Genomic DNA, 14,916 nt, shown 5'->3' with positions numbered 1-14,916 from the left:
ACGTATAGATGTATTACATATTGACACTGTTAGTAATCTTATTAGATCAATGGACGAAGTGGCTCATTGTTGCGTCAATGGAAATCGGCGAAAGTGTAAAAGTGATTGACGACATTATTCATATAACATCTCACCGAAATCGAGGTGCGGCATGGGGGATGCTTGAAGGTAAATTCTGGCTATTTTATATCATTACCGCAGTCGTCGTCGTAGCTCTTGTGTATTTTATGCAGACAGAGGCAAAAGGAAAACCATTAATGAAAACATCGCTGGCAATTTTGCTTGGTGGTGCGATCGGCAATTTTATTGATCGGTTGTTTCGCGGCGAAGTCGTTGATTTCATACAGACGTTTATTTTCGGCTACCACTTCCCAATTTTTAACATTGCGGATGCAGCACTGACGATTGGTGTTCTATTATTATTTGGAGCTATGTTTATTGAAGATCGAAAAGGAAAGAAGGAATAAGATGGAAAACATGAATTTTACCGTAGCGGAAGAAGAAAATGGCAGCCGGATTGACAAATTGGCTGCAGCACAAGATGAACAGTTTTCACGGACACAAGTCCAGGATTGGTTAAAAGAAGGGCGCGTACTCGTTAATGGCAAACCTGTGAAAGCGAACTATAAAGCCGTCGCCGGTGATGAAGTGACGATTCACATTCCGGAACCAGAAGAATTGAAAATTGAAGCAGAGGATTTACAGCTCGATGTGTATTATGAGGATACGGATGTTATTGTTGTGAATAAACCGAGTGGCATGGTCGTTCATCCCGCACCGGGCCACGTGAGCGGTACGCTTGTGAATGGGCTAATGTTTCACTGTAAAGATTTGTCGGGCATTAATGGTGTTATGCGTCCAGGGATTGTCCATCGGATTGATAAAGATACGTCGGGGCTGTTAATGGTCGCGAAAAACGACATGGCACATGAAAAGCTTGTCAATCAGCTCGTTGAAAAATCAGTCACAAGAAAATATAAAGCTGTTGTGCATGGTGTGATTCCACATGATTTTGGCACAATTGAAGCACCAATTGGCCGCGATCCGAAAGATCGTCAAAAAATGGCGGTCGTTGATAATGGAAAAGCCGCGGTCACTCACTTTCATGTGATCGAGCGATTTGAAGAATTTACGCTCGTTGAATGTGAACTCGAAACAGGACGTACGCATCAAATTCGCGTGCATATGAAGTATATCGGTTTTCCCCTAGCAGGCGATCCGAAATATGGACCGAAAAAAACGCTTAAACATGATGGACAGGCGCTTCATGCAGGTGTTCTCGGATTTGTTCATCCACGTACAGATGAATACATGGAGTTTGAAGCACCTGCTCCAAAAGAATTTGACGACCTTCTTATTGAACTGAAGAAAAATAATTGACAATCTGTGCGGTTATCGTTAAAATAAATGCAGTTGAATAAGAACCTTTAAGAACAGTCCGGAGAGGCTGGGAAGGGATCGGATAAAATGCGGTATATGTAATACCGCATACGTAGGGATCAGTACGCCTTCTCACCGTAACGGGTGAGGAGGCTTTTTTGTGGAAAAAGCAGTTGTGCTTGATCAGCAGGCAATTCACAGGGCACTGACGAGAATTGCACATGAGATCATTGAACGAAATAAGGGCATTGGCAACTGTGTATTAATCGGGATTAAAACACGAGGTATTTATGTTGCAAAGCGGCTGGCAGAACGTATTTTTCAAATAGAAGGACTACACATTCCAGTTGGTGAGCTTGATATTACGCTATATCGTGATGACTTGACGCATGAAATGAAAAGTCACGATCCAGAAGTGAGAGGATCAGACATTCCAATTGATATCAATGGTAAAACCGTTATTTTAGCCGATGATGTGCTTTATACAGGACGGACCGTACGAGCGGCGATGGATGCGCTCATGGACATTGGAAGGCCGTCGCATATTCAAATGGCGGCGCTTGTTGATAGAGGTCACCGGGAATTGCCGATTCGAGCCGATTACATCGGGAAAAATATCCCGACAGCAAAAAGTGAGCGTATTGTCGTTACACTTGAAGAAGTAGACGAATTTGATCGTATTAGTATATATGAATAAAGATGAATGTTAAATGAAAGTCGTGAGAGGCTTTATGAACATTGACAACCTTTTAAAAGTGCACGAGAGGCATTTAAGGGTGAAATCGTTCTGCACGTTTGTGCAGTACAGCTTCGTTATGCTGTAAAGACGAGAAAACACCCCGTTCTTGAGGGTGTTTTTTTCATGAAAACGGAGGCGGAAATCGACGATGAAAAATATAGTTTCAATTAGGGATTTGAATAAAGATGAAATTTTGTTAATATTAATGCAGGCACAGAAATTTGCGGAAGGCGAAGTTTGGTCACCAGATGAAAAATTATTTGTCGCAAATTTGTTTTTCGAAGCGAGTACGAGAACGAAAACGAGTTTTGAAATGGCAGAACGAAAAATAGGACTTGGTGTCATTCCATTTGATGTCGGCAGCTCGAGTGTATTAAAAGGTGAAACGCTGTATGACACGGTACGTACGATGGAAGCAATCGGTGTGAATGCAGTTGTCATCCGCCACGAAGAAGATGCATATTATGATGAACTTGTCGGCCATATTGACATTCCAGTTATTAACGCAGGCGATGGATGTGGACAGCATCCGACACAATGTTTGCTTGACCTACTCACTATTCAACAGGAATTTGGTTCGTTTGAAGGACTGAAAATTGGCATTGTCGGTGACATTCGTCATAGCCGTGTCGCCCGTTCGAATGCAGAAGCATTGCAAAGACTTGGCGCAGATGTGAAGTTTTCAGGACCACCGGAATGGTTTGAAGATGAATTTATGAACTCGGGCGGATTCGTTGAAATTGATGAACTCATCGAGCAGGTGGATGTACTCATGCTTCTGCGCATTCAGCATGAACGGCACCAAGTGGCGTCCTCGATGACGAAAGAAGAATATCACGTTCGCTTTGGATTGACAGAAGAGCGGGAACACCGTATGAAAAATAGAAGTATTATTATGCACCCAGCACCGGTAAACCGCGATGCAGAAATTGCCGACAGCTTGGTTGAATGCGAACGATCACGTATATTTAAACAGATGGAAAATGGGGTATACGTACGTATGGCTGTATTAAAAGAGGTACTTGAAGGGAGACTGTCAAATGAGCTGGTTAATTAAAAATGGACAAATCTTAAGCGAAAACGGTGAATTACTGAGTGCGGATATTCGCATTCAAGAAGGTAAAATTGCTGAAATCGGAACGAATCTTACAGCATCCAATGAAGAAGTTATCGATGCAGGCGGCAGCTTAGTTGCACCGGGCCTTGTAGATCTGCATGTTCATTTGCGAGAGCCGGGTGGTGAGCATAAAGAAACGATCGATTCAGGCACAATGGCCGCAGCAAAAGGCGGGTTCACGACAATTGCCGCCATGCCAAACACACGCCCTGTACCAGATACAGTAGAAAACCTCCAAAAAGTAAACGGCTTAATCGATCAAAAAGCGCACGTCCGCGTATTGCCATATGCATCGATTACGATTCGCCAAGCCGGGAAAGAACTCGTTGACTTCCCCCTATTAAAAGAAAATGGTGCATTTGCTTATACAGACGATGGCGTGGGTATTCAAGAGGCAGGCATGATGCATGCAGCTATGAAAAAAGCAGCAGCGATCGACATGGCGATTGTTGCACACTGCGAAGATAACAGTTTAATTTATGGCGGTGCCGTTCACGAAGGAGAATATTCAAAACGTGAAGGTATTCCCGGTATTCCTGCGATCTGTGAATCGGTGCAAATTGCTCGTGATGTACTGCTTGCCGAAGCAGCAAACTGTCACTATCACGTTTGTCATGTCAGTACAAAAGAATCGGTCCGCGTCATCCGCGATGCAAAAAAAGCCGGCATTCGTGTGACAGGAGAAGTATCACCGCATCATCTTGTGCTAACAGATCTTGATATTCCAGATCAAGACCCGAATTTTAAAATGAATCCACCGTTGCGCTCGTCAGCAGATAAAGAGGCGTTAATCGGAGGACTGCTTGATGGGACAATTGATTTCATCGCAACGGATCATGCACCGCATACTGCGGAAGAAAAAGCAGCCGGCATTCAAAAAGCACCATTCGGCATTACAGGATTTGAAACAGCATTCCCGCTTCTATATACAGAACTTGTGCAAAAAAATGTGATGACATTGAAACAACTTGTTGATTGGATGACGATCAAGCCATCTGAAACATTTAATTTGCCGTTTGGCCGTTTAGAAGTAGGGGCTGCAGCAGATATTACGGTTATTGACCTTGAAACAGAAAAAGAAGTCGATCCAGAAACATTTTTATCTAAAGGGAAAAACACGCCATTTACAGGCCGCAAGTTAACTGGATGGCCGACAGTAACATTTTTTGAAGGAAATCTTGTATGGCAGGAAGGAACGAAACAATCATGAAAAAACAGCTGATTTTAGAAGACGGAACGATATTTACTGGCGAGGGGTTTGGAAGTAACAAAGATATTACAGGCGAAGTCGTTTTTACAACAGGAATGACAGGCTATCAGGAAACATTGTCTGATCCGTCGTTTTGCGGACAGATTGTCACATTTACGTATCCATTAATCGGAAACTATGGTATAAACCGTGACGATTTTGAAACGATTCAACCGGCTGTGAAAGCACTTGTTGTAAAAGAAGCGGCTGATTTTCCTTCTAACTTCAGAAGTGAATTTTCAATTGATGAATATTTAAAAATGAAAGACATTCCAGCCATTTCTGGTATCGACACACGTAAATTAACACGTATCATTCGTAAATATGGGGCATTAAAAGGTGCTATTGTGTCTGCAGATGCAAATGCAGAAGAAGTTGTTCACCGTCTGCAGGCAACCGTATTGCCGACAGACCAGGTGGCACAGGTGTCAACGAAATCTGCATATCCAAGTCCGGGCCGCGGATTCCGCGTTGTGCTCATTGATTTTGGTATGAAGCATGGCATTTTACGAGAGCTAAACAACCGTGACTGTGATGTCACCGTCGTGCCGCATGATACGACAGGTGAACAAATTATGCAGTTCAAGCCAGATGGTATTATGTTGACAAACGGACCTGGAGACCCAAAAGATGTGCCGTATGCAATTGAAACGGTTAAATATTTGATCGGAAAAGTGCCAGTTTTCGGTATTTGTCTTGGCCATCAGCTGTTCGCGCTTGCATCAGGCGCGGATACATTTAAGTTGAAATTTGGTCACCGGGGATCGAACCACCCGGTTAAAGATTTGGAAACAGGACGAACGGCTCTTACATCACAAAATCATGGCTATGCTGTAGATGAAGAAACGATTAAAAACACAGACTTGAAAGTGACGCATCTTGCATTGAACGATGGTACAGTCGAAGGACTTGCTCATAAAACATATCCAGCATTCACGGTTCAATACCATCCAGAAGCATCACCAGGACCGGAAGATGACAATATTTTATTTGACCGCTTTATTGATATGATGAAAAAGAACGTTGCAAAGGAGAAACAAAATGCCTAAACGCACAGATATTAAAAGTATACTCGTCATTGGTTCCGGCCCTATTGTGATTGGCCAGGCAGCAGAGTTCGACTACGCAGGAACGCAGGCATGCCTTGCGTTAAAAGAAGAAGGATATCGAGTCATTCTTGTTAACTCGAATCCGGCAACGATTATGACGGATGCAGAAATTGCAGATGCAGTTTATATCGAACCGATCACACTTGAATTTGTAAGCCGCATTATCCAAAAAGAACGTCCAGACGCGGTTTTGCCGACACTTGGCGGGCAGACAGGTTTGAATATGGCGGTTGAATTGGCCAATGCAGGTGTGCTTGAAGAATACAAAGTAGAAGTACTCGGAACAAAATTGTCTGCGATTGAACAAGCTGAAGACCGTGATCTTTTCCGTACCTTAATGAATGATCTGAACGAGCCAGTACCGGATAGTGATATCATTCATAACTTGGAAGAAGCATATGCATTCGTTGAACGAATTGGCTATCCAGTTATCGTGCGTCCTGCTTATACACTAGGCGGCACGGGCGGCGGAATTTGCGAGAATAAAGAAGAATTGATTGAAATTGTCACGAGCGGATTGAAGCATAGCCCTGTAACACAATGTCTTCTTGAGAAAAGCATAGCCGGTTTTAAAGAAATTGAATACGAAGTAATGCGTGACTCAAGCGATAATGCGATCGTTGTATGTAACATGGAAAACATTGACCCAGTCGGCGTTCATACAGGCGACTCGATCGTTGTGGCGCCAAGCCAAACATTGACGGATCGTGAATACCAAATGCTTCGCAACACGTCATTGAAAATTATTCGTGCGCTCGGTATTGAAGGTGGCTGTAACGTACAGCTTGCACTTGATCCATATAGTTTCCAGTATTACATTATTGAAGTGAACCCGCGTGTAAGTCGTTCATCTGCTCTTGCGTCAAAAGCAACAGGTTATCCAATTGCGAAACTTGCAGCGAAAATTGCGGTCGGATTAACCCTTGACGAAATGATGAACCCTGTTACAGGAAAAACATACGCATGCTTTGAGCCTGCACTTGATTACATCGTATCGAAAATTCCACGCTGGCCATTTGATAAATTTGAAAACGCAAACCGGACACTTGGCACGCAAATGAAAGCAACAGGCGAAGTCATGGCGATCGGCCGTACGTTTGAAGAATCCATGTTGAAAGCGGTACGTTCACTTGAAAGCGGCGTTTTTCACCTCGGACTTGATGAACTTGCGGATAAAGAGGATGCTTTTATTGAAAAACGTATTCGTAAAGCAGGCGATGAGCGTTTGTTCTATCTTGGTGAAGCACTGCGCCGCGGCATTACGATTGAAACGATTCACGAGTGGAGCCAGATTGACCTGTTTTTCCTGAAAAAGTTCGAAAACATCGTTCGTTTTGAAAAAGAGATAGAAAACAATCCATTTGATACCGTAGTTGCCAAAAAAGCGAAAGAGCTTGGATTTGCAGACAAAACAATCGCACAAATGTGGGCGAAAACAGATAAAGAAATTTACGACTGGCGCAAAGAAAACGGCATCGTTCCTGTGTTCAAAACCGTTGATACGTGTGCCGCTGAATTTGAATCCGAAACACCGTACTACTACGGTACCTATGAAGAAGAAAACGAATCAATCGTGACAGATCGCAAATCTGTTGTCGTTCTTGGTTCAGGTCCAATTCGTATTGGCCAGGGTGTCGAGTTTGATTATGCGACTGTTCACTCTGTATGGGCGTTAAAAGAAGCGGGTTATGAGGCAATCATTGTTAACAATAACCCAGAAACGGTCTCAACGGACTTCAGTATTTCCGATAAACTATACTTTGAGCCACTTACAATTGAAGATGTGATGCACATTATCGATCATGAAAAACCGGAAGGCGTTATCGTACAGTTCGGCGGACAGACAGCGATCAATCTTGCGGATAAACTCGTTGAACATGGTGTGAAAATTCTTGGTACGAGCCTAGAAGACGTAGACCGTGCTGAAAACCGAGATAAATTTGAGCAGGCATTGCAGGAACTTGATGTGCGGCAGCCGCTCGGTAAAACGGCGTTCTCTGTTGAGACAGCGGTTGAAATCGCGAACAACATTGGCTACCCGGTGCTCGTCCGTCCTTCTTATGTACTCGGTGGACGTGCGATGGAAATCGTCTATAAAGAGGCAGAACTTCTTCAATATATGACAAATGCAGTAAAAATCAACCCGGAGCACCCAGTATTGATTGACCGTTATTTAACAGGTCAGGAAATCGAAGTCGATGCGATTTCGGATGGTACAGATGTTGTTATTCCAGGTATTATGGAGCATATTGAGCGCGCAGGTGTTCATTCAGGTGACTCCATTGCCGTCTATCCACCGCAAAAATTGACAGAAGATCAAAAAGCACAAATTATTGATTACACAGTGAGACTGGCAAAGGGCTTAAACATTATCGGTCTATTGAACATTCAATATGTTATCTCTAAAGGCGATATATTCGTCATTGAAGTGAATCCGCGTTCAAGTCGTACTGTTCCATTCTTGAGCAAAATTACCAATGTTCCGATGGCGAACGTTGCCACAAAAGCTATTATGGGCCAAACGTTGAAAGAAATGGGCTACGAGACAGGTCTTATACCTGAAAAAGAGGGTGTCTATGTTAAAGTGCCGGTATTCTCATTTGCTAAATTGCGCCGCGTTGATACAACGCTCGGTCCTGAAATGAAATCGACAGGCGAAGTAATGGGGAAAGATGATACACTTGAAAAAGCATTGTATAAAGGACTTGTGGCATCCGGTATGAAAATTCCGAGAAAAGGTGCTGTCCTGCTAACTGTAGCCGATAAAGATAAAGACGAAGCACTTGCACTTGCAAAACGCTTTCACAACATAGGCTTTCAGCTGCTTGCGACATACGGTACAGCGAACTTCTTGCGTCAATCCGGCATACCGGTTGAAACGGTATCGAAAATTGGTGCAAAAGGTCCGGATATGCTTGATCTAATCCGCAGTGGACAGGCACAATTTATTATTAATACGCTCACAAAAGGCAAACAGCCAGCACGTGATGGATTCCGTATTCGCCGCGAAACAGTCGAAAATGGTATCCCATGCTTAACATCACTTGATACAGCTGATGCAATTTTGCAAGTACTTGAATCAATGATCTTTAACGCGGAAGCAATGCCAAAACCGGCATTGGAGGCGGCTCATATATGATTCAAAAAGAGTTGATGACCGTAACAAACCAAACGGAAATCGCCCATAATATTTATGAAATGACATTGCAAGGTACACTTGTTAATCAAATGAACGAACCAGGTCAGTTCGTTCATTTGAAAGCAGGTGACGAAATGATCCCGCTGTTGCGCCGCCCAATCAGCATTGCCCGCATCGAACAGGAAAAACAGGAATTTACGATGATTTACCGGGCAGAAGGGGCAGGTACGAATGCACTTGCGAAAAAGCGCACAGGCGACTTTGTTGACGTACTCGGTCCACTCGGTCATGGTTTTCCAGTTGAGGAAGCACAACCAGGGCAAACAGCTCTTTTAATTGGAGGAGGTATTGGTGTTCCTCCTCTGTATGAATTATCGCGCCGTTTAAATGCCAATGGTGTTAAAACAATTCATGTACTTGGTTTTCAAAATAAAGAAGCAGCGTTTTACACAGAGCAATTTTTATCACTTGGCGACACGTATGTATCCACAGTAGACGGTTCACTCGGTGAGCAAGGATTTGTCACAGATGTTGTGAACAATCACGGATTAAAAGCCGATATTTTTTATTCATGCGGTCCAACAGTCATGTTAAAAGCAGTCGAACAGCTTCATGCAGCTCCTCACGGTTACATTTCGCTTGAAGAACGGATGGGTTGTGGGATCGGTGCTTGCTTCGCCTGTGTCTGCCATCCAAAAGAAGATGAATCGGGCACTGCGTATTTGAAAGTTTGCAGCGATGGCCCAGTCTTTTCAGCTGGGGAGGTAGCGCTTTGAATAGATTAAATATTGAGCTTCCCGGTCTTTCGTTAAAAAATCCTGTTATGCCAGCATCAGGCTGCTTTGGATTCGGCCGTGAATTCAGCCAGCTATATGATTTAAGCTCACTTGGTGCAATCATGATTAAAGCGACGACAGAAGAACCGCGCTACGGCAACGCCACGCCACGTGTCGCGGAAACACCGGCGGGCATGCTCAATGCGATCGGCCTTCAAAACCCGGGTCTTGAAAAAGTCATCGCAAATGAACTTGAGTGGTTGAAACAATTTGACGTCCCGATTATTGCGAACGTAGCTGGATCACAGACAGAAGATTATGTGCAGGTAGCGAAAGAAATTTCCAAAGTGGATAACGTTCATGCGCTTGAATTAAACATTTCCTGCCCGAACGTCAAAACAGGCGGTATCGCATTTGGTACCATTCCTGAAACAGCGAAAGAGCTGACGAAGCGTGTAAAAGAAGTATCAGATGTGCCCGTTTACGTGAAGCTGTCGCCAAACGTAACGAATATTGTTGAAATGGCGAAAGCCGTAGAAGATGGCGGCGCAGATGGCATTACGATGATTAATACATTAATCGGTATGCGCATTGATTTAAAAACAGCACGTCCAGTACTATCGAATCGTACAGGCGGCTTGTCCGGTCCTGCGGTAAAACCGGTCGCTGTTCGAATGGTCTATGAAGTCAGTCAGAATACAAATTTACCGATTATCGGCATGGGCGGCATTTCAAGCGTAGAAGACATTATTGAATTTTATTTTGCCGGTGCAGATGCAGTCGCAGTTGGCACAGCGAACTTTGTCAATCCGTTTATATGTACAGAATTGATCGAGCAGTTAGATCAATATTTAGAAGCACATAACGTGGATCATATTAGCGAACTGAAGGGGCGGAGCTGGAAGTAATGGAGAGAGAACCAATTATTGCACTCGACTTCCCTTCATGGGAGCAAACCGAACAATTTCTTGCCCCTTTTGATCAAGAACAGCTGTATGTGAAAGTCGGCATGGAGCTTTATTTGCAAAATGGCCCGTTTATTATTGAACGGTTAAAAGAAATGAATCATCGTATTTTCCTTGATTTAAAATTGCATGATATTCCAAATACAGTGCATCAGGCGATGAAAGGACTCGCATCACTCGGTGTGGACATGATTAACGTTCATGCAGCAGGCGGTGTTCAAATGATGGCGGCGGCTCGTGCGGGACTGGATGAAGGGTCTATTAACGGCAAACGTCCAGTTTTGCTGGCGGTGACACAATTGACTTCGACATCAGAAGAAGCCATGCAAGCCGATCAGTTAATTTCTGTACCGCTCCATGAGTCCGTTCTTCATTATGCGAAAAAAGCGAAAGAAGCAGGCTGTGACGGCGTCGTCTGCTCGGTTCTTGAAGCATCGGCTATCCGTAATGCATGCGGCGAAGACTTTTATAAAGTAACGCCGGGCATCCGCTTAAAAGATGGAAATGTGGATGATCAGCAGCGAATTGCTGATCCTAGAGAAGCACGTGAAATCGGTTCGACTATGATTGTTGTAGGCCGTCCGATTACGAAAGCAGCCGATCCAGTCGCTGCCTATCATCATGTGAAAGCACTGTGGGAGGGACAATCTTAATATGAAAAAAGAAATTGCAGAAGAATTATTGAAAATCCGTGCGGTGTATTTACAGCCAAATGATCCATTTACATGGTCTTCTGGCATGAAGTCACCAATTTATTGCGATAACCGGTTGACGTTGTCTTATCCGGAAACGCGTCAAAAAATCGCTAAAGGATTAGCTGAATTAATTAAAACGAACTATCCTGAAGCGGAAATCCTAGCTGGAACAGCAACCGCTGGTATCCCTCATGCTGCATGGGTATCAGACGTGTTAAACTTGCCAATGTGTTACGTTCGCTCGAAAGCGAAAGAACACGGAAAAGGCAACCAAATTGAAGGTAAAATTGCAGAAGGTGCGAAAGTTGTCGTTATTGAAGATTTAATTTCGACGGGAGGCAGTGCGATTACAGCGGCAGAAGCGTTACGCGAAGCAGGCTGTGACGTCCTTGGTGTTGCAGCAATCTTTACATACGGATTGCCAAAAGGAGATTCACGTCTTGCGGAAGCTCAATTACAAGCAGCTTCGCTGAGCGACTATGATGCATTGATTGAAGTTGCAGCGGAAAAAGAATATGTAGAGGCTAGCGACATTGAAACATTGAAACAATGGAAACAAAACCCTGATGCGTGGGGAACGAAATAAAGAGATCGGTCACAAATTTGTGACCGATCTCTTTATTTTTGCACAAAATGAACAGGATTCGCGTGTAAGTTAGAAAATCATGCTTGTTCTGTTCGCTTTTTTATTTTTTCATCTCCATCACTTTACCTTCGTCAGGTGTCACATAAACTGTGTGCTGCTGATCGTAAATAACAAAGCCAGGTTTAGCACCGGATGGTTTTTTGACGTGGCGAACTTTCGTGTAATCGACTGGAACGGAAGAAGATTCTTTCGCTTTGCTATAGTAGGCGGCGATGATCGCGGCTTCTAAAATGGTTTCGTCTGACGGTTCGGCTGATTGGATAACGATGTGTGAGCCAGGAATGTCTTTCGTGTGGAGCCATATATCATCACGTCTTGCCACTTTATTCGTTAAATAATCATTTTGTCGATTGTTTTTGCCAGCGTGAATAAGCGTACCGTCGGATGATACATATTCTTCGATAATTGGTTTTTCAGGTTTCTTTTTCTTTTTCACATGACGTGCTTTAATGTAGCCTTCTTCCACGAGTTCTTCACGAATTTCTTCAATATCCCGTGGTGATGCGGATTCAAGCTGCTGAAACAAAGCTTCAAAGTAATAGATTTCATCATTCGTTTTCGCGATCTGTTCCTGAACGACGATGATCGCATTTTTCGCTTTTTGATAGCGTGAAAAGTATTTTTGTGCGTTGTCAGCGGGATTTTTGCGTGGATCAAGCGGGATCGTAATCATGGAACCTGCTTCATCATAATAATTGAGCACTTGTATTTCATTCATGCCCTTTTTTACTGCATATAAGTTTGCTGTTAACAGTTCGCCAAGACGCTGATATTCACCGGCATTTTCCGCTTCTTCAAGAGTCCGTTCGAGCTTGTGTATTTTTGAACGGTTTTTTTGAAGTTCATTGCTGATTAAACGCTCGAGGTCATTTCCTTGCTGTCGGACACGGTCGCGTTCAGCTTTACCGAAATAATAACGGTCCAGAAGCATGGATAATGTATCAAGTTTCGTACGTTCACCTTTTAAATGGGATAAGTCGATCATATAAAAATAGGTTTTATCACCGCTATCGATCATAACGGGCGTATATTTTTTTTCAAGAATCGGTTTCATTGTTTTAACAAACGCACCCGGAATCGTTTCGCGGTTGGCAAGACCAGCACACGCAACGACTTCATTGCTAATGAGCGGAGATAATCCTTCAAAAGAAGCAACGAGTTGTTTTCCAATTTTACCGGTATTAAAATCAATAGACTGCAAGACTGTTTCCGCATCAGCGATAAGTGGATTTTTTTTGTTTTGCGCTGGCGGGTTTACGTAAAGTGAACCCGGCAAAATAGTTCGGTAGCTATTCTGCGCTGGCGGTATATGTTTAATACTGTCAATCATCGTACCTTTTTCTTTATCAACAAGAATGATGTTACTATGGCGGCCCATTATTTCCACGTACAGCTGTTTGTATGAAATATCTCCGATTTCATTTTTGCCTTTAAACTCAAACATAATCGTCCGGTCAAGACCGTTTTGCTGGATATTTTCTAAAATCGCTCCGTCTAAATGTTTACGCATCATGACACAAAAAAGCGGTGGTTCGGATGGGTTGTCCTGTACCGTATCTGTCAATTGCACTCGTGCGTAAGATGGGTGAGCAGATAGCAAAAGCTTGTTGTTTTTCCCGCGTGCTCGAATAACCATAATCATTTCATTTTTATATGGCTGGTGAATTTTATTGACGCGTCCGCCTGTGAGCGCTTCGTTCAATTCTTCCACCATTGCCTTCGTAAATAATCCATCAAATGCCATAAGTCATACTCCCTTTTCAAACGAACATATTTATCCATCATATCATGGAATATATGAATACGTAAATTTGCAGTTCGCTTATTTTTTAAGCGATAATAGGAGAAAATATGATATAATACATCAAGTATGCAAGAACGGATAAGAATAACAAAGGGGAATGTGGACGATGCAGTTAATCAATATTGGTTTCGGCAGTGTCGTATCGGCAGAGCGGATTGTAGCTATCGTCAGTCCAGAATCGGCACCGATCAAACGGCTTGTTCAAGATTCACGTGAACGGGGAAACCTCGTCGATGCGACATTTGGCCGCCGGACGCGTGCAGTTATCATTACGGATAGCAACCATATTGTTTTATCAGCTGTTCAGCCAGAAACGGTGGCGAACCGTGCTGTTTTGAAAGATGAGGATACAGAGGAAGGAATGTGAAAGACGTGAAAGAAAAAGGTTTGCTGATCGTATTGTCCGGGCCATCAGGTGTCGGAAAAGGGACGGTGCGAAAAGCAATTTTTTCAAGGGACGATGTAAAGTTCGACTATTCGATTTCGATGACGACACGCAAGCCGCGTGAAGGAGAAGTCGATGGGATCGATTACTTTTTTAAATCCCGTGAGGAATTTGAACAGCTTATTGCAGCTGGAAAGCTGTTGGAATATGCTGAATTTGTCGGCAACTATTATGGAACACCGGTTGATTATGTGCGCGCAACACTCGATGCAGGAACCGATATTTTTCTCGAAATCGAAGTGGAAGGCGCTCGTCAGGTAAGAGAAAAGTTTCCGGAAGGACTGTTTATTTTTCTTGCACCGCCAAGTCTTTCCGAGCTGCACAGCCGGATCATTAATCGTGGCACAGAGACAGATGATGTGATCCACGGTCGTATGGAACAGGCAAGAAAAGAAATTGAGATGATGGATTTATATGACTACGTCGTTGAAAATGATGAAGTCGAGCGGGCGTGCAGCCGCATCCAATCGATTATTGAAGCGGAGCATTGCCGACGTGAACGTGTGCAACACCGCTATCAAATTATGCTAGAAGGTGAAAATTAATGTTATATCCATCCATTGATAACTTATTGACGAAAATTGATTCAAAATACTCGCTCGTTAGTGTTGCCGCTAAACGTGCACGTTATATGCAGGAAAATAAAGGGTCAGAAGTGTTATATTCATATAAGTCATATAAATACGTTGGCAAAGCGCTTGAAGAAATTTATGCTGATGAACTTGTGATGAAAAAGAAAAACGCGAACGAAACGTATTCAGACGAAGTATAAATAATGAACAAATGTAAAAGGGCGGCTTACACCGGCCTTTTCTTTTTTATCAGAATGATTTGGACGGAGGGGTACATGAT

15 protein-coding genes are annotated in these 14,916 nt (G+C 43.3%); 14 read left to right on the top strand and 1 reads right to left on the bottom strand.

Annotated elements, in window-relative coordinates; translation table 11 throughout:
- Window positions 1-8 precede the first annotated feature (8 nt).
- The 11 genes from lspA to pyrE all read left to right on the top strand — a co-directional run bounded on the left by lspA (window position 9) and on the right by pyrE (window position 11,755).
- Window positions 9-467 carry a signal peptidase II gene (gene lspA, locus AWH49_RS05920; protein WP_018392283.1) on the top strand — a complete coding sequence of 153 codons (459 nt, stop codon included), beginning with the start codon at window positions 9-11 and terminating at the stop codon, window positions 465-467.
- A 1-nt stretch (window position 468) separates the two neighbouring features.
- Window positions 469-1,380, top strand: a complete 912-nt coding sequence (locus AWH49_RS05915; protein ID WP_063964965.1) for an RluA family pseudouridine synthase — start codon at window positions 469-471, stop codon at window positions 1,378-1,380.
- Between the two features lie 160 nt (window positions 1,381-1,540).
- Window positions 1,541-2,077, top strand: a complete 537-nt coding sequence (pyrR, locus tag AWH49_RS05910) for a bifunctional pyr operon transcriptional regulator/uracil phosphoribosyltransferase PyrR (RefSeq protein WP_063964964.1) — start codon at window positions 1,541-1,543, stop codon at window positions 2,075-2,077.
- Window positions 2,078-2,267: 190 nt separating this feature from the next.
- Window positions 2,268-3,176 carry an aspartate carbamoyltransferase catalytic subunit gene (locus AWH49_RS05905; protein WP_018392286.1) on the top strand — a complete coding sequence of 303 codons (909 nt, stop codon included), beginning with the start codon at window positions 2,268-2,270 and terminating at the stop codon, window positions 3,174-3,176.
- The gene (locus AWH49_RS05900) at window positions 3,160-4,446 is read left to right on the top strand and encodes a dihydroorotase (RefSeq protein WP_063964963.1); all 1,287 of its coding nucleotides are present in this window, start codon (window positions 3,160-3,162) and stop codon (window positions 4,444-4,446) included. The genes AWH49_RS05905 and AWH49_RS05900 overlap by 17 nt, the downstream gene beginning before the upstream one ends.
- On the top strand, window positions 4,443-5,534 hold the full coding sequence (locus tag AWH49_RS05895; protein WP_063965041.1) for a carbamoyl phosphate synthase small subunit: 1,092 nt from the start codon (window positions 4,443-4,445) through the stop codon (window positions 5,532-5,534). Before AWH49_RS05900 ends, AWH49_RS05895 begins: the two co-directional genes overlap by 4 nt.
- Window positions 5,527-8,733, top strand: coding sequence for a carbamoyl-phosphate synthase large subunit (gene carB / locus AWH49_RS05890; RefSeq protein WP_063964962.1), 3,207 nt, complete (start codon window positions 5,527-5,529; stop codon window positions 8,731-8,733). Before AWH49_RS05895 ends, carB begins: the two co-directional genes overlap by 8 nt.
- Complete coding sequence (locus AWH49_RS05885; RefSeq protein WP_034285605.1) at window positions 8,730-9,509, top strand: dihydroorotate dehydrogenase electron transfer subunit; 780 nt, start codon at window positions 8,730-8,732, stop codon at window positions 9,507-9,509. Before carB ends, AWH49_RS05885 begins: the two co-directional genes overlap by 4 nt.
- Window positions 9,506-10,417, top strand: a complete 912-nt coding sequence (locus AWH49_RS05880) for a dihydroorotate dehydrogenase (RefSeq protein ID WP_018392291.1) — start codon at window positions 9,506-9,508, stop codon at window positions 10,415-10,417. Before AWH49_RS05885 ends, AWH49_RS05880 begins: the two co-directional genes overlap by 4 nt.
- Complete coding sequence (pyrF, locus tag AWH49_RS05875) at window positions 10,417-11,127, top strand: orotidine-5'-phosphate decarboxylase (RefSeq protein ID WP_018392292.1); 711 nt, start codon at window positions 10,417-10,419, stop codon at window positions 11,125-11,127. Before AWH49_RS05880 ends, pyrF begins: the two co-directional genes overlap by 1 nt.
- A 1-nt stretch (window position 11,128) precedes the next feature.
- Window positions 11,129-11,755 (top strand): orotate phosphoribosyltransferase, encoded by a 627-nt coding sequence (pyrE, locus tag AWH49_RS05870; RefSeq protein WP_018392293.1) that lies wholly within the window; start codon window positions 11,129-11,131, stop codon window positions 11,753-11,755.
- A gap of 100 nt (window positions 11,756-11,855) precedes the next feature.
- On the opposite strand, the gene AWH49_RS05865 is transcribed toward pyrE, so the two are convergent.
- Window positions 11,856-13,559, bottom strand: coding sequence for an Rqc2 family fibronectin-binding protein (locus AWH49_RS05865; protein ID WP_063964961.1), 1,704 nt, complete (start codon window positions 13,557-13,559; stop codon window positions 11,856-11,858).
- A gap of 166 nt (window positions 13,560-13,725) precedes the next feature.
- On the opposite strand from AWH49_RS05865, the gene remA reads away from it, so the two are divergent.
- From remA to rpoZ, 3 genes are read left to right on the top strand one after another with little or no spacing between them, the layout of a single operon-like run.
- On the top strand, window positions 13,726-13,986 hold the full coding sequence (gene remA, locus AWH49_RS05860) for an extracellular matrix/biofilm regulator RemA (RefSeq protein ID WP_018392295.1): 261 nt from the start codon (window positions 13,726-13,728) through the stop codon (window positions 13,984-13,986).
- A 5-nt stretch (window positions 13,987-13,991) separates the two neighbouring features.
- Window positions 13,992-14,609, top strand: coding sequence for a guanylate kinase (gene gmk / locus AWH49_RS05855; protein WP_026221569.1), 618 nt, complete (start codon window positions 13,992-13,994; stop codon window positions 14,607-14,609).
- The gene (gene rpoZ, locus AWH49_RS05850) at window positions 14,609-14,836 is read left to right on the top strand and encodes a DNA-directed RNA polymerase subunit omega (protein WP_063964960.1); all 228 of its coding nucleotides are present in this window, start codon (window positions 14,609-14,611) and stop codon (window positions 14,834-14,836) included. Before gmk ends, rpoZ begins: the two co-directional genes overlap by 1 nt.
- The last annotated feature ends 80 nt before the right edge of the window (window positions 14,837-14,916 follow it).

Source organism: Domibacillus aminovorans (assembly GCF_001643235.1).
GTDB lineage: Bacteria > Bacillota > Bacilli > Bacillales > Domibacillaceae > Domibacillus > Domibacillus aminovorans.
Note: the sequence above shows the minus strand (reverse complement) of the source record. Positions and strands in the feature narration are given on the sequence as shown.